The 25,686-nt window shown below is 44.8% G+C and carries 25 protein-coding genes; 10 read left to right on the forward strand and 15 right to left on the reverse strand.

Translation table 11 applies throughout. The features are described from left to right. Positions 1-84 precede the first annotated feature (84 nt). Positions 85-2,619 carry a glycosyl hydrolase family 18 protein gene (locus tag QUF19_RS19815; protein WP_286302556.1) on the forward strand — a complete coding sequence of 845 codons (2,535 nt, stop codon included), beginning with the start codon at positions 85-87 and terminating at the stop codon, positions 2,617-2,619. Between the two features lie 162 nt (positions 2,620-2,781). Here the strand turns inward: QUF19_RS19815 and QUF19_RS19820 are convergent, their stop codons facing one another. Both QUF19_RS19820 and QUF19_RS19825 read right to left on the reverse strand, forming a co-directional pair. Further along, the gene (locus tag QUF19_RS19820) at positions 2,782-3,630 is read right to left on the reverse strand and encodes an alpha/beta hydrolase (protein WP_286302558.1); all 849 of its coding nucleotides are present in this window, start codon (positions 3,628-3,630) and stop codon (positions 2,782-2,784) included. A gap of 213 nt (positions 3,631-3,843) precedes the next feature. Continuing rightward, positions 3,844-4,437, reverse strand: a complete 594-nt coding sequence (locus tag QUF19_RS19825) for a TetR/AcrR family transcriptional regulator (protein WP_286302560.1) — start codon at positions 4,435-4,437, stop codon at positions 3,844-3,846. 175 nt (positions 4,438-4,612) lie between these two features. Between QUF19_RS19825 and QUF19_RS19830 the strand changes: the two genes are divergently transcribed. Further along, positions 4,613-5,569 carry an AEC family transporter gene (locus tag QUF19_RS19830; RefSeq protein ID WP_286302562.1) on the forward strand — a complete coding sequence of 319 codons (957 nt, stop codon included), beginning with the start codon at positions 4,613-4,615 and terminating at the stop codon, positions 5,567-5,569. A 122-nt stretch (positions 5,570-5,691) separates the two neighbouring features. After that, positions 5,692-6,732 (forward strand): acyltransferase, encoded by a 1,041-nt coding sequence (locus tag QUF19_RS19835; RefSeq protein ID WP_286302565.1) that lies wholly within the window; start codon positions 5,692-5,694, stop codon positions 6,730-6,732. 124 nt (positions 6,733-6,856) lie between these two features. On the opposite strand, the gene QUF19_RS19840 is transcribed toward QUF19_RS19835, so the two are convergent. Continuing rightward, a complete protein-coding gene (locus QUF19_RS19840) occupies positions 6,857-7,735 on the reverse strand; it encodes a 6-pyruvoyl trahydropterin synthase family protein (RefSeq protein ID WP_286302567.1) in 879 nt (292 codons plus the stop codon). Positions 7,736-7,965: 230 nt separating this feature from the next. Next, positions 7,966-8,790 (reverse strand): AraC family transcriptional regulator, encoded by an 825-nt coding sequence (locus tag QUF19_RS19845; RefSeq protein ID WP_286302568.1) that lies wholly within the window; start codon positions 8,788-8,790, stop codon positions 7,966-7,968. A 110-nt stretch (positions 8,791-8,900) separates the two neighbouring features. On the opposite strand from QUF19_RS19845, the gene QUF19_RS19850 reads away from it, so the two are divergent. Together QUF19_RS19850 and QUF19_RS19855 are read left to right on the forward strand one after the other, a co-directional pair. Beyond that, positions 8,901-9,377, forward strand: coding sequence for a YHS domain-containing (seleno)protein (locus tag QUF19_RS19850; RefSeq protein ID WP_286302571.1), 477 nt, complete (start codon positions 8,901-8,903; stop codon positions 9,375-9,377). Positions 9,378-9,612: 235 nt separating this feature from the next. Beyond that, the gene (locus QUF19_RS19855) at positions 9,613-10,248 is read left to right on the forward strand and encodes an START domain-containing protein (RefSeq protein ID WP_286302573.1); all 636 of its coding nucleotides are present in this window, start codon (positions 9,613-9,615) and stop codon (positions 10,246-10,248) included. Between the two features lie 60 nt (positions 10,249-10,308). On the opposite strand, the gene QUF19_RS19860 is transcribed toward QUF19_RS19855, so the two are convergent. From QUF19_RS19860 to QUF19_RS19875, 4 genes are all read right to left on the reverse strand, one after another. Next, complete coding sequence (locus QUF19_RS19860; protein ID WP_286302575.1) at positions 10,309-10,839, reverse strand: DNA mismatch repair protein; 531 nt, start codon at positions 10,837-10,839, stop codon at positions 10,309-10,311. A gap of 8 nt (positions 10,840-10,847) precedes the next feature. Beyond that, complete coding sequence (locus tag QUF19_RS19865; protein ID WP_176679000.1) at positions 10,848-11,234, reverse strand: MAPEG family protein; 387 nt, start codon at positions 11,232-11,234, stop codon at positions 10,848-10,850. Between the two features lie 616 nt (positions 11,235-11,850). Further along, positions 11,851-12,318, reverse strand: coding sequence for a YjiG family protein (locus QUF19_RS19870; protein ID WP_004732741.1), 468 nt, complete (start codon positions 12,316-12,318; stop codon positions 11,851-11,853). Beyond that, positions 12,318-13,055, reverse strand: coding sequence for a nucleoside recognition domain-containing protein (locus tag QUF19_RS19875; RefSeq protein ID WP_102434586.1), 738 nt, complete (start codon positions 13,053-13,055; stop codon positions 12,318-12,320). Before QUF19_RS19875 ends, QUF19_RS19870 begins: the two co-directional genes overlap by 1 nt. Positions 13,056-13,588: 533 nt before the next feature. On the opposite strand from QUF19_RS19875, the gene QUF19_RS19880 reads away from it, so the two are divergent. Together QUF19_RS19880 and nhaD are read left to right on the forward strand one after the other, a co-directional pair. Further along, a complete protein-coding gene (locus tag QUF19_RS19880; protein ID WP_198595829.1) occupies positions 13,589-13,759 on the forward strand; it encodes a hypothetical protein in 171 nt (56 codons plus the stop codon). Between the two features lie 268 nt (positions 13,760-14,027). Continuing rightward, positions 14,028-15,467, forward strand: a complete 1,440-nt coding sequence (gene nhaD, locus QUF19_RS19885) for a sodium:proton antiporter NhaD (protein ID WP_286302580.1) — start codon at positions 14,028-14,030, stop codon at positions 15,465-15,467. 56 nt (positions 15,468-15,523) lie between these two features. Here the strand turns inward: nhaD and QUF19_RS19890 are convergent, their stop codons facing one another. From QUF19_RS19890 to QUF19_RS19900, 3 genes are all read right to left on the reverse strand, one after another. Beyond that, positions 15,524-15,910 (reverse strand): hypothetical protein, encoded by a 387-nt coding sequence (locus QUF19_RS19890; protein ID WP_286302582.1) that lies wholly within the window; start codon positions 15,908-15,910, stop codon positions 15,524-15,526. A gap of 159 nt (positions 15,911-16,069) precedes the next feature. Beyond that, positions 16,070-16,552, reverse strand: a complete 483-nt coding sequence (locus tag QUF19_RS19895) for a methylated-DNA--[protein]-cysteine S-methyltransferase (RefSeq protein WP_286302584.1) — start codon at positions 16,550-16,552, stop codon at positions 16,070-16,072. Between the two features lie 25 nt (positions 16,553-16,577). Further along, complete coding sequence (locus QUF19_RS19900) at positions 16,578-17,954, reverse strand: AlkA N-terminal domain-containing protein (protein ID WP_286302586.1); 1,377 nt, start codon at positions 17,952-17,954, stop codon at positions 16,578-16,580. Positions 17,955-18,188: 234 nt separating this feature from the next. Between QUF19_RS19900 and QUF19_RS19905 the strand changes: the two genes are divergently transcribed. Beyond that, a complete protein-coding gene (locus tag QUF19_RS19905; RefSeq protein WP_286302588.1) occupies positions 18,189-18,392 on the forward strand; it encodes a hypothetical protein in 204 nt (67 codons plus the stop codon). Positions 18,393-18,544: 152 nt separating this feature from the next. On the opposite strand, the gene QUF19_RS19910 is transcribed toward QUF19_RS19905, so the two are convergent. Then, entirely contained in the window at positions 18,545-19,435 is an 891-nt protein-coding gene (locus QUF19_RS19910; RefSeq protein ID WP_004732733.1) for a LysR family transcriptional regulator, read from the reverse strand. A 154-nt stretch (positions 19,436-19,589) separates the two neighbouring features. Here QUF19_RS19910 and QUF19_RS19915 point away from each other — a divergent pair, with 154 nt between their 5' ends. Both QUF19_RS19915 and nagB read left to right on the forward strand, forming a co-directional pair. Next, on the forward strand, positions 19,590-19,943 hold the full coding sequence (locus QUF19_RS19915) for a MaoP family protein (RefSeq protein ID WP_017107062.1): 354 nt from the start codon (positions 19,590-19,592) through the stop codon (positions 19,941-19,943). A gap of 601 nt (positions 19,944-20,544) precedes the next feature. Beyond that, positions 20,545-21,345 (forward strand): glucosamine-6-phosphate deaminase, encoded by an 801-nt coding sequence (gene nagB / locus QUF19_RS19920; RefSeq protein WP_017111336.1) that lies wholly within the window; start codon positions 20,545-20,547, stop codon positions 21,343-21,345. Between the two features lie 361 nt (positions 21,346-21,706). Here the strand turns inward: nagB and QUF19_RS19925 are convergent, their stop codons facing one another. The 3 genes from QUF19_RS19925 to QUF19_RS19935 form a co-directional block, all read right to left on the reverse strand. Then, positions 21,707-22,243 (reverse strand): MltR family transcriptional regulator, encoded by a 537-nt coding sequence (locus tag QUF19_RS19925; RefSeq protein WP_198595828.1) that lies wholly within the window; start codon positions 22,241-22,243, stop codon positions 21,707-21,709. A gap of 50 nt (positions 22,244-22,293) precedes the next feature. Then, entirely contained in the window at positions 22,294-23,442 is a 1,149-nt protein-coding gene (locus tag QUF19_RS19930; RefSeq protein ID WP_102434578.1) for a mannitol-1-phosphate 5-dehydrogenase, read from the reverse strand. A 183-nt stretch (positions 23,443-23,625) separates the two neighbouring features. Further along, positions 23,626-25,524: a PTS mannitol transporter subunit IICBA gene (locus QUF19_RS19935; protein WP_286302593.1), complete on the reverse strand. Its 1,899-nt coding sequence runs from the start codon at positions 25,522-25,524 to the stop codon at positions 23,626-23,628. Between the last annotated feature and the right edge of the window lie 162 nt (positions 25,525-25,686).

Genomic DNA, 25,686 nt, shown 5'->3' on the forward strand with positions numbered 1-25,686 from the left:
GACAGGGAAGCTCCTTCAAAACTGATTGGAGCCGTTTATGGGGCCATTTGGTTCTCGTAACCTTCAAGGAATGAGAGAAATAGTATGATTCGTATTAATACCTGTGCGGCAAGCATTGCTCTAGCGCTATCAGGTACAGCATTAGCTGCACCAACAGCACCTAGCATCGACATGTACGGTTCCAACAACCTGCAGTTTTCTAAAATTGAACTCGCGATGGAAACCACCTCTGGCTACAACCAGATGGTTAAATATCACGACAAAGCAAAGGTCGACGTTAAATTCAACCAATGGAGCGGAACGTCAGGAAACACTTACAACATCTACTTTGATGGCGTTAAAGTGGCCACAGGCCCAATCACTGGCAGCCAAACCACGGCTTCATTCGAATACGGTCAAGGCGGCTTGTTCGAAATGAAAATCGAAGCGTGTGATGAAACAGGCTGTAGCATAAGTGCACCCGCTCAGATCACCATCGCCGATACCGATGGCTCACACTTAGCACCACTTGCGATGAACGTGGATCCAAACAACAAGTCATACAACACAGACCCAAACACGGTAGTAGGTACTTACTTTGTTGAGTGGGGTATTTACGGTCGTGATTACACAGTTGATAACCTACCCGCTGACAACTTGACCCATATCCTTTATGGCTTCATCCCAATTTGTGGTCCTAATGAATCAGTAAAATCAGTAGGCGGCAACAGCTACAACGCACTCATGACAGCTTGTCAGGGTGTTAACGATTACGAAGTAGTGATTCATGACCCTTGGGCAGCTTTCCAGAAGAGTTTCCCTCAAGCTGGTCACGAATACAGCTCACCTATCAAGGGTAATTATGCAATGATGATGGCGCTAAAACAGCGCAATCCAGACCTAAAAATCATCCCATCGATTGGTGGTTGGACACTGTCTGACCCGTTCTTCGATTTCACTACAAAAGCGAACCGCGACACGTTCGTTGCATCGGTTAAGAAATTCCTCAACACATGGAAATTCTACGACGGTGTGGATATCGATTGGGAATTCCCTGGTGGAGGCGGTGCTGCTCCCGATCTTGGTGACCCTGTGAACGATGGCCCTGCTTACATTGCATTGATGGCAGAACTACGCGTGATGCTAGATGAGCTAGAAGCTGAGAACGGCCGTACTTACGAGCTAACATCAGCGATCGGTGTTGGTCACGATAAGATTGAAGACGTGAACTACGGCGATGCTATCCAATACATGGATTACATCTTCGCAATGACTTACGACTTCTACGGCGGTTGGAACAACGTGTTAGGTCACCAAACAGCACTAAACTGCGGTAACTTCATGCGCCCTGGTCAATGTGATGGCACAGGCCTTGATGAAAATGGCGAACAGTACACTGGCCCTGCTTACACCACAGACAACGGCATCCAATTGCTGCTTGAGCAAGGTGTTCCAGCGAACAAACTTGTTGTTGGTACAGCGATGTATGGTCGTGGTTGGGAAGGCGTATTACCATCATCACTTTCAGATCCAAGCGATCCAATGACAGGCGTGGGTAATGGCAAACTGACCGGTAGCTCTGCACAAGGTGTATGGGAAGATGGCGTTATCGATTACAAAGGCATTAAGGCGAACATGCTTGGTGCAAACAACCAAGGTATCAACGGCTTTGAATATGGCTACGACGAAATGGCAGAAGCGCCTTACGTTTGGAACCGCACTTCAGGCAAGTTGATTACATTTGATGATGACCGCTCAGTAAAAGCAAAAGGCGCATACGTTCGTAGCCTTGGCCTTGCGGGTCTATTCTCTTGGGAAATTGATGCAGATAACGGCGATATCCTGAATGCAATGCATGAAGGTCTAGCAGGTGGTACGACCGATCCTGTAAACCGTAAACCAACGGCAGCTGCGGGTGCCGACCAATCGGTTGAAGGCCCAGCTTCTGTTTCTCTAGACGGCAGCGCTTCAAAAGACAGCGACGGCACCATTGCTAGCTACGCTTGGTCACAAGTAAGCGGAACAGCAGTAACGCTGGCCAACGCGAATGCGGCTGTTGCGAGTTTCGATGTTGTTGAAGTGGCACAGCAAGAGACACTGACCTTTAGCCTAACCGTGACTGACAACGAAGGCGCTACATCCGCTGACACCGTTGTGGTAACGGTAAACCCTAAAGACACAGGTCCAGTTAATACCGCTCCAGTAGCAGTAGTTACCGCGCCTTCTGAAGTGAATGCGGGTGATGTAGTAGTGGTTGACGCTTCGGCTTCTAGTGATGCAGACCAAGACACACTCACCTTCACATGGGATGTACCAGCAGGTATTAACGCAACAGTACAAGGCGCTTCAGTAAGCTTTGTCGCGGCGGAATACACGCAAGACACGGTACTGAACTTCTCAGTAACAGTGAGTGATGGTACAGATACATCAGTCGCTGCTGCATCAGTGAAAGTTCTTAAGAAAACCACAGGCGGCGGTACATGTACTAACGCTTGGGATTCAAGTACGGTCTACACTGGCGGCGACCAAGTGACTCAAGGCGGTAAGGTTTGGGAAGCGAAATGGTGGACAACAGGTGAAGATCCAACAACGACAGGCCAATGGGGTGTGTGGAAAGAGATCGGTCCTGCAAGCTGCTAACAAAAATAGTGCTTAGTTAAATACTGACTAAGCATCAACTAATTCCCTAAAACAAAGGCCAACCAGAGAATGTCTGGTTGGCCTTTTTATTTACGCTTTCTGGTCTGTTAACTTACGACCTTTTTACTGGCGATCTTTTTAAGTCCGCTCGTTGGGTTGGGTTTAGCCAATTAAGTTATCAAAGCTCTCGAATACTTGTGGGCACTTCATCACTCGCCCGTGGCCTTGGCCTTGAGTCGCAATCAAGGTAACTCGACCCATTTCATTAGCTGCACGCTGAGACACATCAAACTTAGTAAACTTGTCTTGCTCATCATGAACAATGATCGTTTGAGCCTCACGAAGCGCTAGCTTTCCATAAGGATCGACAGACTGAATTGGGTAGTTGAACTGCTCTTCCACTTCACCAACCACAGCCTCAAACAACTTCATGGAGTAACCAGAACGAGCAACGCTACCGAACAAGTTTTCTAAATAATCCAACACAGGTGCAATCAGCAACAAAGGTTTGTTTTCTAATTTAACGTGCTTACATTCCAACGCAGAAGCGGTACCCATGCTGTGACCCACCAAGCCTGCCACTTCACCAACTGAATCTAGAATCGCTTCCAAGCCGTTCACAAATGCAGGGATATGACCATGCACGCCATCACTGCCACCATGAGCTGGGTGATCATAAGCCATTGCAGTAAAGCCTTTAGCGGCAATATGTTCCATTAAAGGAAAGAACTGACTCGCGGTGCCTGACCAACCGTGGGTAAGCACCCAAACTGGACCTGTACCCAAAGAATACGTTTTTATAACGCCATCACGACCTTCGATTTCACTCTTGATCAGCCCTTGTGGGTCGGCGTTTTTTTGCTCGGTGCGCATAGGAGTGAGCAGCAGTTTACGTGCCGTTTTCTTTGCATGGCTCGGTGCTAGGATGTAATGCAAATTCGTCGTCGCGCCAATTAGGCTGCGCTTGAAGCTAAACTTGTTCGATGTATTAAAATAGATTTTGTCACTCATGACCGTTCCTTGTATCGCCATCTTTATTGGCGGATCGAGCTCGGCCCTAAAAATCGAACGACCGTGCTATTTGTTGATATAAAAAATGGCGCTACTGCTTATAAAAGTTTATCGCAACCTACCGCCACTTCTCTAAAATTTGTATCAGCCTGCCTAAAGCAAAGTTCACATACTTTACAAATACAATGCCTTGCGAACTAATTGGTTTACGAGTTAAACCACTTTCCAGCTAGCGACCAAGCGCTCAACACCACTCCAAAAATGAGTGTGGCTCGCTTGCTGCCCTCGCAATGAGTAAAACAAGTTCGCACTTAAATACAGACCATATAACTCAAAAGTGGCCTGTTTAGGGTCTAAATCGGCCCTGAACTGTTTGCTCTCAACCGCTTTTGCTACTTGAATCGTCAAGTAATCAATCCATACTGAAATGGTTTTCTGCAGTGCCTTCTGAATCACAGACGTTTCGCTGCCTGCATCTTTCCAAGCATCAATAAACATGCAGCTGCCTTGGAATGAATGATTCCAGCCCAGCCAATTATCAAGCAGCTGTTTCAATTTCGCTTCAATATCACCATCACCCAACTCTCTCGCAGGAATGATGACTCTTTCAGTGAATATGGCGTTGGAATACTCGAGTACTGAGAGTTGCAGGTTCTCTTTAGAGTTGAAGTGCGCGAACAAACCACTCTTAGACATGCCACACTGCTTGGCTAATTCGCCAATCGTTAAACTCTCAAGACCATTCTCACTCGCAAGTGCAAATGCATGGCTCAAAATATACTCTTTGGTTATCTTTCCTTTGCTCATTATTCACCAATAATAAATCTGATGCTTTATTTTTAGCACGTTCGTACTTTTTTTCAAGTTTTTTACTTAACCCTTGGTATTCATTTTGTATTATCAAAGAATTGTGGAAAAATGCGACAGTATTCAAAGGAATTTGAGTTAACCGATTATTGAGTTTAATAACTAGGGAAAGAGAATGAACACACTTTGGGAACAGTTTGCGTTTTCGGCTTCGGTGACAGGTCCCATCTGTTTAATGCTGTTTCTTGGTGTCATGCTCAAGCGAATCGGCTTAATCAATGACAACTTCATTGATGTCGCATCCAAGGTCGTGTTTCAAGTCACCCTGCCTGCAATGCTGTTTTTGAGCATTGTTCAGTCTAACCACGACTTTGCCGCAAGTGGAAAGCTCGTCATTTTTGGTTTAGTCGCCAACCTTGCCTTCTTCGTATTCACCACAGCAAGCACCAAAATAGCCTTTAAAAAGCCTCAAGACCAAGGCGTAATCGTACAAGGTGGCTTTCGTGCCAACACTGCTATTATCGGGCTTGCTTATGTTGCCAATATATACGGCAACGATGGTGTCGCGCTCGCTGCTCTTTATGTCGCATCGCTGACTGTTCTCTATAACATTCAGGCAGTTATCGCGCTCACCCCAAAAGGTCAAGAGTCGGGTGAAAAAGCCATTCAAGTGATTGTTAAAACGCTCACCAAAAACCCTCTTATTATCTCGATCGCTATGGGTGTCTTGTTCTACTTACTATCGATTCCAGTACCGAAAATGGTGACAGATGCAGGGCAGTATTTTGCCAATATGACGTTACCATTAGCCCTGCTATGTACTGGAGGGTCGCTTGATATACGCTCTCTGAAAAAAGATAAAGGCCCAACTTGGTTCTCTACGGGATACAAACTGGTTTTGGCTCCGCTACTGATCACTCTGGCTGCCCTGTTCTTCGGTTTTAGAGGCTTAGATCTTGGTCTTATTTTCTTGATGAGCGCAGCGCCAACCGCAGCTGCAAGCTATGTTATGGCGCGTGCGATGGGTGGGAACTCCACATTGGCCGCCAATATTATCGCGCTAACCACTGTCGTTTCGCTTATCACTTGTACGCTTGGCATATTTGCATTAACTGCAATGGATTTAATATAGCTGCGACAGGCTTCAAAAAATCAATATAAGCCTTAAATCAAAGGCCTCCAGCTTTGATTTAGGACTAACTGATTCCACATAAAGACTGTTAGATTTTACGAAATTTTTCTTAGAGATCTGATATGTCTTCCGTTCAACATACGCCTTCACAGCGCATCGCCAGTATCGAGTTAGGTCGAGTGGTTGCTATCTTGGCGATCATTGGCTTACACGGCCAGATGGCACTTACTTATTGGCAAATCGATGAAGTGCCATGGATTGGTTATGTGCTTAACCAAGCCGCTCGCTTCGCTGTGCCTCTGTTCTTCCTTATTTCCGGCTATCTGATCCAACCTAAGCTCACAGCGTCGCCTTGGACAACCTTCATCAACTACTCCAAACCACTACTCAAAGTTTGGTTGGTATGGAGCGTCATCTGCCTAGTCATGCCATTTAATCTCGCTAAGGTTGAAGAATTGGGTTACTTAGGCGAACGCCAAGGCTACTGGGGCTTTTTAATGAACACCCCGCTCAACTCTTTCTTAGAGGGTGGGCTGGTTCACTTATGGTTTATTCCTGCCCTTGTGTGTGCAGTTTTGATCATCGCCTTAATGGTTGAGATGAAACTCGACAAACTGCTATTGCCAACGGCTATTCTGCTTTACGTGTATGGTGTGTTGGCGGGCAGCTATGCGAGCTTAACCGACCTCAGCGCGCCATTCTTCACCCGTAACGGCCCGTTCTTTAGTACGTTAATGGTGACCTTGGGCTTCCTGATTCGTCAGCATCAATGGAAAGTATCATCAGCCAAGGCATTGGGATTATTAGCACTAGGCATGTTCATTCACTTTGCTGAGGCAGCATGGCTAACCACGTTTGACATCGCATTCAACATGAATGATTTCTTGTTCGGTACTGCTCTATGGGGAATGGGCGTGTTTATGTGGCTTCTGGCTAATCCAAACATCGGTGATTACGCGTGGGTTCGTTCTATCTCGAATCGCATGCTAGGTATCTACGTTTGCCATCTGCTGATCATTATCGTGCTGTTCAATGTTTGCGGAGTCTTGGGTATCACGGAGCTCGGTAAAGATATCACCGTCTTCTTCGGCACCTTTATCCTGAGCTTTATGTTGGTCACTGGTATCGAAAAAACGCCACTACGACACGCGCTGCTTCGTTAGTGTTTGTGCCTAACATCATCAGCTAAATCAATTTTAACCAGCCACAAAAAAGAAAGGCAAGATAACTTAATATCTTGCCTTTCTTTCATCATATTGGAACCGAGATTATCTCACTCGTGAGGTGCTATAGGAACGCCATCGCGCCTTTACCTACCCCTTCATAAGCGACGATCTGTAGTGACTGGTTTTCTGCCAAGCTTGGGGCAACTTGATCCGCAATATAGCCTGCCAGTAATTCAACCGTGGTATCTGTTGGTAAGATTTCCGTTTCACTCTTAGCAATCGCTAGCTCAAATTCGCCTTGTGGCGCCGTGTAGCAGAAACCATAGTGACTTTCATCATTAACACTGTTCGCGTGTTCACTCAGGTTCAATGAAGAGACCGAAACTTGGTCTTCTTTAGAACCTAAATAAATATCTTCCCAACGCTGAGCAAACGCCTGCTCGCGTTGTTCGTCACGTTGACCATCAACCAAGATTTCGACTGGAGAACGATGGCCATGTGCGATGCGCTGACAGTTACCATCGTGCTTTTTCAAGCCGTGAGTATAGTGGTAGAACGCACCATTAATGTTTTCATGGCGAAGGGTAATCTCTAACCCTGTGACGTTACTTGGAAGGTTGTCGCGAAGAATATTATAAACGTGTGCGGTCACACTCTCGATGGTGATCGCCTCAGCATCAATCAGGCAGTATGCTTCATCAGGGCAATGCAGGTGCAAGCTCTTGTTACCACGCAGCACATCTACCTTAGAGTAACCGGCTTTGCTTGCTTGATGCACGATTGCAGCGTTTTTCATTGGCAGCAGTAAGCGGTGATCAACATGTTGATCAACCAGCTGTTTGATCTGCTTTTTGACTCTGCTAAAGTCCAGAACCATGCTCATTTCGTTCAGTTCACCAGACATGGTGACATCTAAAATCCAACTATCTCCTACGACCCCTCTGTGTTCACAGATATATGAAGAATCGATAACGGTAAGGTCTCTTACAAATAGGTTCAAGTTAAACTCCTTAGTGCTTTAATGAGATACGGGAGGCTGAATAATGTTCAGCAGGCACTTCGTCTCATTGATGTCTGATAAAATAGGACGGGCAGAATGTTACAACGAGCTTATAAAGTCCACCTTTTTACACCGTCATTCGAGAAATGAACAAACTACGCTCAATTTCCGCTAAAACATAGACTCGCCGCATGCTAATAGCCACATTTCAACTAGGGTTGCCAAGCGATTCACGACAGGTTTTGCTTTAGCCACAAACGCGGCGACATTCCCGCAACGTGCTGAAAAGCTCGAGCGAAGCCAGAATAGCTGTTGTACCCCACTTCGTCCGCCACCCAATTGATGGGCTTGTTCTGTAACAGCAACGACTGAGCCACAGACACCCGCCACTTTTGTACATAGTCACCTGGGGTTTCACCGACTTCACGCTTGAACGCTTCTATAAACTGAGTTCGCGACATCGCTGCCAATGAAGCCATTTGCTCGATCGAAAAGTGGCGAGCAGGCATTAGATGAATCGCAGTAACGACCGGAGCAAGCCGCGGATGAGCAAGCGCAGAAAATACACCTTGATCGATCTGCTGTTGTTCAATGAGATGGCGGAAAATCAAAGCCATTAACGCATCACTCAACTTATCCATTAAGTATTGCTGCCCTGATGACTCTTGGCTCGATTCTCGAAATAACACCTCTATCACAGGCATTAAGTTAGGTGCGTCCTCAAACGGAATCACGATCACATCAGGAAGCGCAGACAACAATGGATTCATCTGCCCTGCTCGATATTCCACACTCGCACACACGATTTCCGCGCCACCTCCGAAACCTTCAATTGCGTGTGGTGTGCTATTGGGTAAATAGACGATACAAGGTTGGGAGAGCTTCCTGTGTTCCGTATTAGCACTCGACAGAGTCAACTCACCGGCACTCAATACGTGAAGATGCCCCTCTTTGCCTTGTTGCGCGTTAAACGACGACACTCCACACAGGTTCCCAGAATAGAAAACGCCAGTGCGTATCGAGAAGTGTTCCATTAGTTGTGACAGCAGATCCATGCATCCTCCGAACGATTCGCTTACTTTTTAGTTCTTTTGTCCCTTTATAGACCGGACGAGTGGGCTAAATTACTTCAAACAAGATAACTAACACTGACAAGGAACTTGATATGTCACACATGAAATCGACCAGTCAAAAAATCACGCTATTGGCCGCGCTACTTGGAACCAGCTTTTCTTTAATGGCCGCAGATCTTGATATGAGCGTCGACAACAATGACCTCGCCATTAAAGGTTATGACCCTGTCGCTTACTTTGCCAATGAAGGGCCAGTTAAAGGCACATCTGAGTTCACAGCGACTTATAAGAATGCGATTTATAACTTTGTGAGCAGTGAAAACCGAGATGAATTCCGAGCTAACCCACAAGCTTATGCACCTCAATATGGCGGCTATTGTGCCTTTGGTGTGGCAATGGGTAAGAAATTTGAAACAGACCCACTAGCTTGGAAAGTAGAAGATGGGAAGCTGTACTTGAACTTAGATAAGTCAGTTCAAAAACGTTGGTTGGAGAACACACAAGAATTCATCCAAGACGCCAACAGCAATTGGACCACTATAAAAACCGTCGAAGCCTATAAGCTTTAAGTTCTAGCATTCAACGTTTATCCATTGCCCAGTAACAAAAACGGAAGCGACCGAACGCTTCCGTTTTCATTTTGACCGTCCAAAAATATAGGAAAACCGCCAACCATTGTTAACACCACAATAAACAACGATATGTCGCTCAAGCTTATGAAAAATCAATAAACCCTCAGTACGAATCAAATCCATTTTTATTCTATACTCCTAAAAGATAAGCTTTTCTTTTCATGGAAGAATAATGATATTACCTAGGATTTTGGTACTCGGGCTCTGTGCCTTCTCAACACTCACCTGCGCCACCCCATGGCAGTTCGTAAAAAGTGAAGATGGCATCATCATTGATAAGAGACCTCATAGCGAAGGCTTGGTAGAAATACGAGCACAAATGCAAACGCCCACCACCTATTCTGGTTTTTTACTGTTATTAGAAGACAGCGAAAACGTACCAAACTGGATAGATAATGTGTCGAAAAGTCGTGTCTTGATGCAGATATCTAAGTCTGAAAACATCGTCTATACCCAATTCAAAGCGCCATGGCCTGCCAGAGATAGAGATATGGTGACCTACTCAAAATACAGCATTGAAGATGGGCAGTTTGTCTTGTCGATTAAGGATGCGTCTAACTATTTAGCGAAAGAGTCAGGGTACATTCGAATTTATGATGTGGATGCGCTTTGGACATTGCAACCGCTCACCAATGGCAACAGTTACATCACCTATACCGCTTATGCGAACGCAGGTGGCATACTGCCAAATTGGCTAATGAACAAGTTATCGATTGGCAGTGCGCTGAGCACGTTTAAAGGATTGAAAGAACAGCTACCAAAGTACCAAGGCCAACAGCACCCTAATCTGCCAAGCGAGTCTCGCTAGCGATACATGTACAAGTTGTGGGAAGCTCACCTCTAAGGTTTTCTTGTTAGGGTCTTCTCGTTAAGGTCTTCTTGCTAGGTCTCGAGCTAAAATAAGTGCCAAACCAAATACCTGAAGAAACAAGGCGATGTTCTTATAGAAAGCCATTTTCTCGTCGAGTCTTTGGATTAATTCAACCAAAGTCAGGTTATCCAAATAGTAGTTATCGATTCGAGTTCGCTGCGATTCTTGGGCACTGTTTATCAGCATCATAAGCTTAGATAAATTAGCCAACGAGATGGTGGGAACTTCATCATCAACCCAGCGCCTTAACTGACCTCGCAACGCTTCGTCTAAAGCGGTAGCGGGTTGAGCCCTTTCTGCTGATGATTTATCTAGGTGAATCAGAATCGCTTCACGCTTGCGCTCTAAGGTTTCGATCGTGTTCCAGGCCAGTTGTATTGAGTACACATTGCCGTATTTACGATCGTTGTATTCTGCTTTCTCCGCTTCAATTTTGTCTAACACTAAACTCGACATGACAATCGCCATGACGTTAAGTATAAGACCTGCGAGGACAATCGCCCAAGCAGGAGGAAGGCGCAATGCCATAGTCGTCCCTAGAACATTTTATCAAAAGGTAGATAAACTAAGTTTAGGACAATCAAAGAGATCATGCAGATAAGCGTTAACACCATACCCACTTTTCGACCTTTGAAGTTCTTCGCTAAAATGCCTTTTGCATGAATAACTCGTCCCAGAATAAACGCTACGCCAAGTACGTGAATAAGCCAAACATCAGCACCATTCATCTCTAACAATCCCATCAAGATAACCGTGATTGGGATGTAATCCATTGCGTTACTTTGTGCCGATCGAGCTATCTGCAACGACTCAACACCGCCATCGGCATGAGCAACAAGATTGATTCGCCTCTGCTTAATAACTTCAATCGCTAACCAAATCATTACGACCGTCAGCAAGGCTGCGTAAAGTGCTGTTACCATCATATTTCCCTATTACTTGGAGTTTGTTGGGGGTGTTTCACCTGCCTATTAACGGATGAGGTCAACATAGAAGGATATTCGCGCCCGAACATTTGTAAGAGATCTCTCACATCGAACGTAAGAGATCACAATCAAGCTTCGCAGAAAATTCCTAAAATACAAACCCAACCCCTTGTTTTGTATGAATCCACGCATATTTATTTTAATGAGCGAGGATATTTATTTCCCAAGGTCAATTGCGAGCAAAGCCTCCACAGTGTTTAATACACATGTCGACAGGGAGTTGGCAGGAACAGGAAAAAGCCTAATGGATTAGGTATCTTCAGGATGAAGATTTGATGGCTTAGGATGAGTTATCAGCAAGGAAGTTATGCTCTAGGATAGAGTCACTTGTCAGGATGATGAGTTAGCAAGGACACCGCTAGGAAGGCGATGAATTGGATAGGTTAAAGGATTTAGCCAGATCAAGGAACGATGCAGGAAGCATACGTTACCTTATTTAAAAGAATAAGTAACAACGTCGGTAGCAGGATGGCTACAAAAAGAATAGACCCCGTTTGGTGAAAGCCAAACGGGGTTTCCTTTTTTGTGACGTTTGAAATCAAGCTGATTAACGTTACAAAATAATGTTCATCAGGAACATCGCACCAAAGGCATTCAATACCGAAATCGCGATCATCACTGGAATGTAGCGACCTTCTGTACCGATTGGCCCCATGATACGACCCATGTATTGCACCTGAGAGCCCATCAAGTAGATAGCTGGCGCCAAGATAGCAATATGAGTTCCGTTCAAGATACCTTGGTCAAACAGCGTAATAACCACACCAACCGCACCACCCATCGACATCCACGCGCCAATCAATACTGCTGCCGCTTCGCCCGGTAAACCAAATACCGCCATGATAGGTGCAAACACACTGCCCATCAGGTCAAGCGCACCTGTGATTTGTAATGCTTTGATGATGACGAATGCCATTAGAACATTAGGTACTGTAGAGGTTGTCGCAATGACCCAGCCTTTCTTAGCACCTTCAACGAAAATATCAGTAACCATTGGTTTCTTTGCTTTAACTTCGCTCATTATGCTACTTCCTCTTCCAGTTTTTGTTCTTTATCTGCTTTTGGTTTGTCTTCTTTGCCTTCAGTAATATTGAGGTAGATACGGAATAGGTTCGCACCAACAAATTTGAAAACAAACATCACAGCAACCGCTAAACCAATAGACGAAGTCACAGCAAGCGAACCATCCATCGCCGTCAGCGTGAACAACACCGCACCAGAAGAGAAGAAGTTAACGATAGCTGCACCCGCGGTGAACTGGAACATAGTGAAGACATCGGTTTCACGCTTAGTCAGGTGCCCTTCATCTTTGAGCTGCCTTGTCATCGCCGCGCCCGCATCGGTACTTTGCAGAGAAGCGATCAGTGCCAAGCCTGAGTTACCCGGAATGCCCATCAAAGGACGAAGTAAAGGGGTAAGCAGTTTACGAGCTGCATCTAGCGCGCCGTAATGCTCAAGAACGTTGATCATGCCTAGTGCAAACATCACGGTCGGAATAAGTGTCAAAGCAAAAATGAAACCGTCACGAGCACCACTACCACCTTTACCACGTAAAGAAGTAGTTGCTGCTTGAACACCATCGGCTGTCTCACTGACATCGTAAGCGACTTGGCCAAACGAACCGTTGAGCGTCGTAAAATCTAATACGCCATACCATTCGTTGGACTGCATTAAGCCTGAAAAAAACACAATCGCGAAAGCGAGTGCGATGTAACTGCCGATCGTGACTTTACGATCGGTTTTGGTTGGATTAGTCATAAGGACCTCTATACATCTCGTTTATGTGGAACAGAACACGTATAGATAGTGCAAACTAATGAGCAAAAGGTTACTGACCAAAATCAAATAGCGTATCGGTTTGAATAAAAGAACAACAGCAACATATAAAACTGTGATTTGGATTGAAAACTAGAAGCTATTGCTAGAAAGTTTAGAATATTTCACATACAAAACTAATCCAAATTCGCCTCAACAACGCAACCGAAAACATACAGAATCGCCACACAAATCAAGCATCAAGAAAGAATCACTCACGCAAGCCGATCTCTGATAATCACGTGAGAGATATCTCACAAGGGTTTATGCGCTCCATTTTAATTCGATTATAATACAAATACTTAAAAGGTGATTTCGCTTCCAAAGTGCAACCGTTTGCTTCTCGTTGATTAAGTTTTAAGCCGAGCGGAAACGATGAGCCATTTTATAAAGGATTTGAGCTTAATTCGAAATTCCAGCAAATGGAGGTGCTATAGACTTCGCGCTGCCAATATTGAAGGAGAGCAGTGGTTAATATGGAAATGAAAACACTTAAGTATCAAGTAATGGGTAAAGGTATGTGGATCACAGCAACGGTTTCTCGCGCAGTTGCGGACCAACTTGCGATGGAATACCAATCCTACGGCTGGCCTGTTGAGGTATGTGCTGTAGAGCAAACAATGACGTTCGCTCAAAATGCAGCATAGTGTTGGCGATTTAGAGGGAGCTCTATCGACATAGTGTTCGATAGGGCTTTTTCACTTCATCTCTATTTTCCAATGATTTACGCTTGTCACCATAATCTACGCGTTTCACTTTAGTTTACGGCTTTCGCCCTTATCTAAGCTTTCCATCATAGTTTCTGGTATTCAACATAATCTATTGAATTATTAAGATATCTATCACGCTCCACATGGTTATTTAGGTCTACGCTTTTACCCGTGTTAATGACTTATTAACTTCGGAGCGTAATCCATGCTAGGTATCCAGCTTTCAGTTGTTCTCTCTTTCTTGTTTTTTTCTACTGTGGCGGGCGCTGCTACTGCTCAGTTGGGAGAACCTCTCAAGCTCACCAATTCATTTGTTGGATATCTATCCCTCACCATTTTCGTTGTCGCCTACATCGTCGTGATGATGGAAGAATACCTAAAGCTCCGAAAATCCAAGCCGGTTTTACTTGCTGCTGGTCTCATTTGGATCATCATCGGCTTCACCTACCAAGAATACAACCTCACTGAGGTAGCGAAACAAGCACTCGAACACAACCTACTCGAATACGCTGAATTACTGCTTTTCCTATTGGTCGCGATGACGTACATCAGCGCTATGGAAGAAAGAAGACTATTTGATGCGCTTCAAGCTTGGATGGTAGGTAAAGGCTTTAACTTCCGATCTCTTTTTTGGTTAACCGGTATTCTGGCCTTCTTTATCTCGCCGATCGCCGACAACCTCACCACCGCTTTATTAATGTGTGCCGTGGTTCTCAAGGTAGCAGGCTCCAATCCAAAATTCGTAAACCTTGCCTGTGTGAATATAGTGATTGCGGCCAATGCTGGCGGCGCATTCAGTCCATTCGGGGACATCACAACGCTGATGGTATGGCAGGCAGGCTACGTCAGTTTTAGCGAGTTTCTTCCCCTATTTATCCCCTCAGTCATGAACTACGTTGTTCCAGCCTTGATCATGTCTTACTTTGTTCCGACATCTCAACCCGATACGGTTCACCAACATATCGAGCTAAAACGTGGGGCGAGAAGGATCGTATTTTTGTTCATCATGACGATTGCCACAGCGGTTGCTTTCCACGCCGTGATTCACTTCCCTCCGGTGATGGGCATGATGATGGGGCTCGCCTATCTGCAGTTCTTTGGATACTACTTACGTAAGACCTTGCCCAATTCACTCGCTAAGAAAAAAGCGGTGGCGATTGCTAATAACGACGAGGGGGCACTTAAGCGATTAGGCTCGGTGGTGCCATTTGATGTATTTCGAAGAGTGTCGCATGCCGAATGGGACACGTTATTGTTCTTCTACGGGGTTGTAATGTGTGTGGGTGGTTTAAGTCTGCTTGGGTATTTGGAACTCGCTTCTGGGGTGATGTACAGCCAATGGGATCCAATTTGGGCCAACATCATGGTGGGGATCTTGTCTGCGATTGTCGATAACATTCCTGTTATGTTTGCGGTGTTATCAATGGAGCCTCAAATGTCGATAGGTAACTGGTTGTTAATTACCTTAACGGCAGGTGTGGGCGGTAGCTTATTGTCGATTGGTAGCGCAGCGGGCGTGGCATTAATGGGGGCGGCACACGGCAAATACACCTTCTTTGGTCACCTAAAATGGATGCCAGTGATCATGATTGGTTACGTTGTGAGTATTGCGGCACACCTTTGGTTGAACGGTGATCTTTTTTAAGAAAAGTCTGTTTAAGGAGAGTTTGTTTAAAGAAAGTAACTAGTTAAGGTAAGTATCTAGAAGGCCGTATCATCCCGCGGCTTCTCAACTCGTGTCCAGATATTGCTTAACTGCATGGCTGGAAACTGATTGCACGTGAGCATCGCACCTTCTTGATGGATTCGCATGACTAACCCTGGCCCCTTACGACTATTGCCTGAATTAAGCTCAATGCTGATCAAGTCATCTTCGACATGATAACTGCGGGTAACACTGTTGTTTACCGATTGATAAATGACTTGTCCCGACTCAAATTCGAGATAACTGTCATTGTCCGCGTTCTCGTACATGCCACTGAATAAAACAAGCCGTGGGACTTCGAAGGGACGTGTGGTATCGGTTAAGCAACCCGTCAACAATAGTGCGCTGCTGCAACCGATTATCAGAGAATGATGGCGATTCATTTGGGCATCCTTGCCTAGAGAGCATGGTTAAAGGATATGCAACCAAATAAGTATTTTCCAGAAAGCGGCCGTTTTATTGCAAAGTCACACTTTAAGAACCGTTAACGTTGACCAGCCATTAATACGTAATCATCAACAAACATTCCGACAAAAGACTCTTTAATCTTCTTCTCTTCCCTCAATAACCAACAAGCGTTGTTTGCGTTCTACGCCGCCCGCATATCCAGTCAATTTGCCATTTTTACCAATAACTCGATGGCACGGCACAATCACTGATACCGGATTTTTACCATTGGCTAAACCAACGGCACGAACGGCCTTTGGATTACCAATCGCGTCCGCCAATTGCGCATAGCTCCATGTTTCTCCATAAGGAATCGTCATGAGCGCTTGCCAAACCGAGTGCTGAAATGGCGTGCCCTTTGCGGCGATCGGCACAGAAAATTGGATAGCCTCACCAGAAAAATAGCGATTGAGCTGGTCGGCAACCAATTCAAAGATCGGAAAGCTATCATCTCGAACACCTAATTCATCAGGCTTGGTGGTATATATTTCAAACCAAAGACCTAGCAACCCTTCATCGTTCGCCTGTAAAGTCACCGTGCCCAATGGGCTCTCATAATAAGTAAAACGGTTAGCCATGATATCTCCTAGCTTAGTATTCCGATTAAGATTGATTCCAACAATGGAACGTTGCGTAGCTTCCCCAAGGTGAAACGCTCTCCGCATTAATGGCAGGGCGATGCTCAATGAACTTCTTCACCACCAAATCACCAACCAATAAGTGGTTAGGCTCGCTTAACCCTCGAAGCAGCGCATATTGAATCGTCCAAGGTCCAATGCCCTTTAGGTCAATCCACTTAGAAGGATGCTCTGATTCGTTATCGACCATGTACTCAGCAAAACGCTTCAAGGTTTCCTTTCGGCTTCCCGGCATTCTTAAAAAACTCACATCAGCATCGGCTATTTGCTTGGGTGTCGGAAAGTAAGTTTTCTCATCTGAACCAGAAAGCTCTCTTACCAACAAGTTAAGCTGGCCAATCGCCGCCGTTACAGAGACTTGCTGCCCGAGAATCGCTCTGACTCCAGCCTCCCAAGCACTCCACACACCCGGAATGCGAATGCCGCTTTTAGCGACCAAGTTAGGGTCAATGGTGGTAAAGAAAGCTTCAACCTTGCTGATGTCGACATCAAGGTCGAACATCCGTCGAATATTAGCGATCAAGCTTCTTAATTGGCTCATATCATCTAACTCAAACTCAATATCTAGGCAGTTTTCTTTGACTAAAGTGGCCTTGAACCAGCCTTTTGAACCGTTCACGTTCACTGTGCGCTGGTAATAGTCTTCACCCACCTCTTCTAAGCCTTCAATCATTCGTCGTCGATAAAAACCCAACAAATGACTCCAATCCAACGGGCCATGAAAACTTAACTGGATATGATTACTTAGGTTGTTATTTGGCTTAGCTCTTCGGATTTGGCTTGGCGAAAGCTGCAATTCTTTTTGGAAAGCATCATTGAAGCGGCGCGTGCTGTTAAACCCACTCGCAAAACCCACATCGGTAATACTCATGCTGCTGGTATGCAGTAACTGCTTGGCAAACATCAATTGGCTATAAAGACTATATTGCTTCGGTGACACCCCGATGTAATTGTCGAATAGGGTTCGTAGATAACGATCTGAAATGCCTAATCGAGTAGCAAGGTCGACAATCGATCCTGAATTCAGTGCGCCATTATCGATTAACTGCAAAGCTCGCAGAAAGGTAGTCTCAACCCCTTTCCATGCTGGAGAGAAAGGTGCGCTGTCTGGGCGACAACGTAAGCAAGGACGATAACCCGCTTTCAAAGCCTGAGCTTGATGAGAAAAATATTCGACATTTTCTTCTTTGGGTGGGCTTGCTGGGCAAATAGGTCGACAAAAAATGCCCGTGGTTTTCACCGCAGTAAAAAACATCCCATCAAAACGAGCGTCTCGTGCATAACGAGCTAGATGGCACTGTTCACTCGTTAATGTACTGTTGTGATGAATGTTTTTCGACATGTTGTGCTCTTCCCTTTGCTCATAACCTTCACTCTGATAACTAAAAGTTTACCGTGAACTTCCATTGTCGCTAGCCATTTTCGGAAGCGAAGGTCAGATAAATCACAAAAAAGGTTTTAATTTTATTCAATTCGACTAAATTTAACCTAGAGAAGGTACTCTTCTCACAACGTCAACGATAGGTACTTAGCACGCCAAGATGCAGAGACCTATTGAATAATAAGGAAAAAGGCTATGGTTTTACACACGTGTCGTATTGTTTTATCAAATCAACAAGTTCTCACCAGTCAATCGGTCGAACAATCTCTCAGCTTTCTTGAAGATAAAGCGAGCAACGGGATTTCTAAGATTGAAATAGACGCAACCGATGGACATCAGATCCATTCCTATCTATATCACTCTCTTGAAGAGTCCATTGAGAACTTAATGAACCTATAGCTTGTTGAAAGCATAACGCTTTAAAATAGCTTACGGATAACAGGCTTAAACTGGTTTAAAAACAAAAATGGCTCCCGACTATATAGATAGTTGGGAGCCATTTTTTATCGAATCAACTTTTTATTTCATCAACATACTGACAACGAATACCGCTACTCAGGTGCCTGTTCAGCGGCTTGTTGTAACGTGTAAGCGGTAGATGGGTCAATCTCATTAACCAACTTCTCAACCTGCATGATAGCGTCAACTGAGGTGCTGCTTTTACGGTAGCTTAAGTAGATAGGACGATACCAATCCTCGACCCCTTTCACCTTGTGCAGCTGACCAGAGTCGATAAAAGGCTCAACCATCGAAACAGGTAAATAAGCACTGCCCCCTTTCTCTAAGATAAAGTCTAAAGCGATACGAGCTGTTGAGGTACGTAGATACGGCGCAGGCACTTTCGGGTGGCGCTCGGCGTGTTCAGAACCAAAACGTGTTCCCCAGTCGACATAAACGTATTTATGTTGGAATACAGATTCCAAGTCATCTTGCTGGGTTGATACCAACACCAAAACCAAGTCAGCGACTTTTTTACAGTTCAGTTCTTCCGCTTTGATCTGATCGAAAGCAAAAGCCATGTCTAAGGTTCGTTCTAGCAAATTACGGTTGAGTTGCTCGCGCCCCATCACCTCTGCCATGAAGCCGTAGCCGCCGAAAGAATCGGTCACCACACTCAAACAGTTTTGCAGATACGCATCCCAAATATTGGGAGTGCCGCCCAGTGTTAACTGCAAGGCTTTGCCACTCTCTAACGACAGCTCAAATTTGGCCTGTTGTAGGGTAGACACCATCACTTCCGCATAACCGATCAAACGTTCACCGGAAGAGGTGAGCTTGATGTTATTGCGGTCACGAATGAAGAGCTGAGTATCAAAATAGCCTTCAAGCTGTTTGATTCGCGCACTCACCGCCGCTTGCGTTAAATACAAGTTTTCAGCTGCACGCCCAAAATGGCGCACCCTTGCAACCTCAAGAAAGGTTCTAAATACTTTCACATCCATCAAATACATCTCTGTAATAAATCTGCTAACTAGCCGATCTAGGATTGTTTATCGTAAAGGCAAAAACGTTTTGTTTCCTATTTTAGCCTTTTAACAATATTTTCGCGTGAGCAACAAACACTAATTTCTATCTAACCACATTATTGAGGCTGATATGTCTGAGACCGAATTCCGACACGGAAAAAAACGTTTTTATGACACCATTAAATTCCCACGAGGGTTCGCTAAATCAGGTAATTTTACTCTGTCAGAAGAGGAAATCCTAACCTTGTTTGGTGACACTATGCTTGCACTTGAGACTGGTGAACTAACGCCAATCAATGCAGAAGAAAAACACTTCATCAAAGTGTTGTCTCACCCTCATAAGGCAAAGTCCAAGTTAGACCTTGTTTGGTTGAAGTACATTCAACTAGCTCGTGGACGCCGTCGCTTTCATACCCTAAACGGCTGCAAACGCGGTGAAGTGCCAAGGGAAGAATACGAAAGCGAGTTAGTGTTAGAAGATTAGTAAAATAGCTCAAAGTGATACATCATCGCTTTGGGCTTTTTTTTGCTGCAAACACACTTTACTTCGCCAGTTATAAGTCTAGCTAAAGTACACCTTTTTACCAATATGTATATAAAATTCATAACGATAGAATGTACGGCAATGACTAAAATGTGATTGCCTTGCTCTGCATCGACTCGCTGACACCGCTTCACGTAATATTAATAGCTTAAGCCATCTCATCCTCTTTCCCTTCAGCTACACTTATTTAGCTCTAAATGCACAGCCGAACCAGAACCACCTAAACATAACGCCCTTTCGATAAACATCTCGTGATAACTCCAGTTCTCGACGCGTATAAGAGAACGCAAACCAGCAGGTTAGATTGTTGTTTTCAGCGGCTGTATTGGATTGACCTTAGGGTATATGACAAACGTATTAATCTTGTTTAACGACACCAAATATCCATACAAAAAATGTGCAATTTTGAGAGTTATAGTCACAGATATCATTAAAAAAGTAAAAACTTGACCTAAAACAATAGCGGAAGTGGATAACTTATTTTATAATGCGAATTAATGTTTCAGAACACTATAAAATTTAATTTCTAGGGGCAAAATCAATGAGACTTATTCCTTTAAGCAACAAAGCAAAAGTAGGTAAATGGGCTGCTCGTCACATCGCAGATTCTATCAAAAAATTCGCTCCAACGGCTGAGCGTCCATTTGTTCTAGGCCTTCCTACTGGTAGCACACCTCTAACTACTTATGCTGAGCTGATTGAACTTTACAAAGCGGGCGAAGTAAGCTTCAAGCACGTTGTAACATTCAACATGGATGAGTACGTTGGTATCGACCCTAACCACCCAGAGTCTTACCGCACATTCATGCACGAGAACTTCTTCAACCACGTTGATATTCAAGCAGAAAACATCAACCTGCTAGACGGCAAAGCTGAAGACATCGATGCTCATTGTGCAGCATACGAAGAGAAAATCCGTTCATACGGCAAAATCAACCTGTTCATGGGCGGCGTAGGCATCGACGGTCACATCGCATTCAATGAGCCAGGTTCTTCTCTATCTTCACGCACTCGTATCAAAACGTTGACTGAAGACACTCGTATCGCGAACTCTCGTTTCTTCGATGGCGACATCAACCAAGTTCCTAAATACGCACTAACTATCGGTGTTGCTACTCTTCTAGATTCTGAAGAAGTAATGATCCTTTCTCTAGGCCACAACAAAGCACAAGCGCTTCAAATGGCTATCGAAGGTTCTGTAAACCACATGTGGACTGTTACTGCTCTACAGATGCACCGTAAAGCTATCATCGTTGCTGATGAGCCAGCTCAACAAGAGCTTAAAGTTAAGACTCTACGCTACTTCCAAGAGCTAGAAGCTGAAAACATCCAAGACCTATAATCTCAGGTTTTGCTGAAACAAAGAGCCACTTTATGTGGCTTTTTTTGTGCCTGAAATTCACGATTTAAATACAAAATGAACAAATAGTTAAAGCGAGAAGAACAGGCAGCAATCAGCAGAGAGGTAATGAAGTGTTTGACACTTAGATAAGAAGACATTGGGACTGAAGCGAATACAAAAAAGCGATTCCTCTAATAAGAGAAACCGCAATAACTGTAAATTCTAGGATGGGTAAAACAGATTAAAACGAGATAGTTCGGGAGAAGTATTTAAGTAAATGCGCTTCACGTAAACTTTAAGCTCAACAGCGGTCGCTTTCACAAAAACTGAGAAGTAAGAACTCAGGCCTAAGAACTAAAAACTAAGAACTGAGTGCGTTATCTCGGCACAAGGTGTTGATGATGTCTGTGATAGCCAAAACGATCGTCGACTTCACTTTCTGATTGTGTCGCCCCAAGAACATTTGAAGCATTGGGCCCGACATGGTTTCCACCATCTCCGCATCATATTCGATAGGCATAATACGCTGAACCGCGTGCACCTTGTTAAGCTCAAATATAACGTCGACTTCAGTGAAGCTGGTGTCTTCACCCTGTATTTTCGCCCACTCTTTCAAGGTCACGAAAACCTCTAAATCGTCATAGAGCTCTTTGCTGATCACACCAAGCCCCAATAGAAGCTTACCGCGAACCATAATCTCGCCTAAAGGCCCGCCACTGTTGAGAAGTGGCTCTACAACGAATTTAATCGCCGTATCATCTTTCTTGAAAATGTTTTTTAAAACCGCATCCACCGTGTCATCCAAAGCATCATAAGCAGCCATTAAGCAGGCGCTAGCACTCTCAGCTTCTGATAAGGCTTCGAGTAGTTCAGTTTCGTGACTAGGATGTATTGGCATAACGGCTCGGTAATAAGAAAGTGCCACAGGTGTGGCACTTTGATGGTTTATCATTTCAATGCTAGATAAGCTTGTTCCGCTAGTTTAACAACTTCTGAGTTACTATTCAGCTCAGAATAATGCGCTAATGTCTCAGCAAAACCTTTTTCTGCGAACATTGCCTGAAGTTCAACCGCTTGAGGGTCATCTTCATTCTTGTAATGGAACGCAGCTGCGATCGCTTTTACTAGGTGAGCATTTGGAAGACCGTATTCTAGCGTACCGTTCAATGGCTTGACTAGGCGATCTTGTGGGCTCAGCTTACGAATAGGCTGACGACCAACACGGTCTACTTCATCACGTAGGAACGGGTTAGCAAAACGACCAAGAATTTTTTGGATGTAAGCCGCGTGAGCTTCTGGATCAAAGCCGTAACGCTTAATCAAAACCGCACCACTCTCTTCCATCGTTGCGGTTACTTCAGCGCGGATTACGTCATCCTCGATAGAGTCTTTGATTGTCTCGTGACCCGCAAGTACACCAAGGTATGCCGTTACCAAGTGACCCGTGTTTAGCGTGAACAGTTTACGCTCAACGAAAGCCATTAGGTTGTCAGTACATTCCATACCTGGGATGTTTGGAATCTCACCCTTAAATTGTGTTTGGTCTACGATCCACTCGCTGAACGTTTCAACCGTTACCGCTAGAGGGTCTGTTTCGCCCGCTTCTGCCGGTGGAACAATACGGTCAACCGCTGAATCAACAAAACCAATGTGCTCTTCAGTGAACGCTTTCATTTCATCAGAAAGGTGCTCTAAAACCGCTGCTTTCAATTGGCTAGTACCGCGAACCATGTTCTCTGCCGCGATAATGTTCATTGGCGCTGTGTTGTTTGCTGCAGCGCGCTTTTCAATACCTTGAGCAATCGACTTAGAGATGATTTTAAGAACAGTCGGGCCTACCGCTGTGGTCACAATATCAGACTCAGCAATGCAATCTACCACAGCGCTTGTTGCTGAGTTTACCGCTGTCACGTTCTTAACAACTTCAACAACACACTCTTCGCCAACAATCTTAACTGGGTACTCTTGGCGTTCAATTAACGCATTTACAACCGTTTCATTTACGTCAGCAAACGTAACCTTCATACCAGCATCAGAAAGAAGCTTACCAATGAAACCACGACCGATATTACCTGCACCAAAATGTAACGCTTTCATAATTTTGACCTTATAAATATTTAAATCTAGATAGCTAACCACTCAACAACATGCCTTGACGATATGCCCTAGGCATTAAGCAGTAAGCTATTCAGACTGAATCTTCTTAAAGAGATTAAGACCGAAAATGAGGCCAGTAGGGGGATACCGGCCTCCTTCACTCAGGAGCTTGACTAGAGCTTTTTAGTTTCCGTTGAGAATACGTAGAACATCAGCAGGGTTTGTTGTGTTCTGTAGGCATTCCACAGCTTCTTCATCATCGAGTGAATTGGTAATTGCCATCAGCACCATGTTGTGCTCATCGCCTTGTGCGGCAATACCGATAACCATCTTAGCGATGTCATCTTCATCTTCGCCCCACTGAATACCTTCAGGGTACTGACAGAAAACGATGCCGGTTTTTTGTACGTATTGTTTCGCTTCGATTGTGCCGTGTGGTACTGCGATAGACTCACCTAGGTAGGTAGACACAAGCTCTTCACGAGCAAACATGCCAGCTACGTATTCAGGCGATACGTTGCCAAGTTTTACCAATTGGTCGCCAGCGAACTTGATTGCGTCTTCTTTTTGAGTCGCTTTTAGGCCAAGGAAGATGCTGTCGTCAGTCAGTGCAAGCTTGTTGCCTTCTTGTACTGGAGCTGGCGTTGCTGCAGGAGCCGGAGCTTCTACTTTCGCTTCACCACTTTGAGCTTCTGTAAGCTCTGCAACTAGCTGGTCATATACGCCGCCGTCTAGGAAGTTGCTTAAAGACATGTGCATTGCACCTGGTACGGTGTTACGAGCACGGTCTGTTAAGTCTTTATGCGTGATAACAATTTGCGAATCAGCTGGTAGGTTGTTGATTGCGTAGTTGGTTACCTCGATGTCTAGGCCTGCTGCTGCTACCTTTTTGCGAAGTAAACCAGCACCCATTGCACTCGAACCCATACCTGCATCACAAGCTACATAGACAGCTTTAACATCCGCTAGGTTTACGCCAGCTTCTGATGCTGCACCTTTAGAAGACGCTTTCATGTCTTTCATCTGTGCAGACGCTTTTTCTAGTGAGTCTTCGTCATCACCTTGAGCTGAAGTCTTAAGTAGGATTGAAGCGACGATGAAAGACACAGCCGTTGCAGCGATTACAGAAAGTACAACACCGATGTAAGAGCCTTTAGGTGTCATCAACAAGATAGCGAAGATAGAACCTGGTGATGCTGGAGAGATAAGGCCAGAATCGAACACTACGTTAGTGAATACACCCGCCATACCACCTGCAATTACAGCAAGGATTAGACGTGGGTTCATTAGAACGTAAGGGAAGTAAATTTCGTGGATACCACCTAGGAAATGGATGATAGATGCACCAGCAGCAGACTGCTTCGCGCTACCTTTACCAAACACCATGTAAGCAAGCAGAAGACCAAGACCCGGACCTGGGTTTGCTTCGATTAAGAAGAAGATTGAACGACCAATCTCTTCAGATTGCTGGATACCTAGTGGAGAGAAGATACCGTGGTTGATTGCGTTATTTAGGAATAGAATTTTCGCAGGTTCAACAAAAATAGATGCTAGAGGTAATGCACCTGCTTCTACCATTGCGTTTACGCCAGCAGCAAGTCCGCCAGATAGAATCTTAACCGCAGGACCAATCACGATGAACGCGATGATCGCACAGATCATGCCGATGATACCCGCAGAGAAGTTGTTCACTAGCATTTCGAAACCACTCTTCACTTTACCGTGAACAGCTTCATCGAATTTCTTAATTGCGATACCACCTAGTGGACCCACAATCATTGCACCCATGAACATTGGGATATCAGTACCAACGATAACACCCATTGTCGTGATGGCACCCACTACCGCACCGCGGTCACCACCAACCATTTTACCACCGGTGTAACCAATCAATAGTGGCAATAGGTATGTAATCATAGGGCCAACCATTGATGCTAACGTTTCGTTAGGCCACCAACCGGTTGGGATGAATAGTGCAGTAATGAAACCCCACGCAATAAATGCGCCGATGTTTGGCATTACCATATTGGATAAGAAACGACCAAAGTTTTGAACCTTAATCTTTGCTTCTGGTGATAACATAGGTAGAACCCCGTAATGTATTGGTTGGTCAAATGACCGAAAGTGTGTACTCAAAAGTCGATTAAAATGTATCACAACATTTCCAAAATGCACCTTAGCCCAACTTTCGTGACAACCATCACACACAAAAAACACTTTAGGGTTAACAAGAGCACCTTAGAT

The sequence above is a fragment of the Vibrio sp. FE10 genome, from assembly GCF_030297155.1.
Classification (GTDB): Bacteria; Pseudomonadota; Gammaproteobacteria; order Enterobacterales; family Vibrionaceae; genus Vibrio; species Vibrio apostichopi.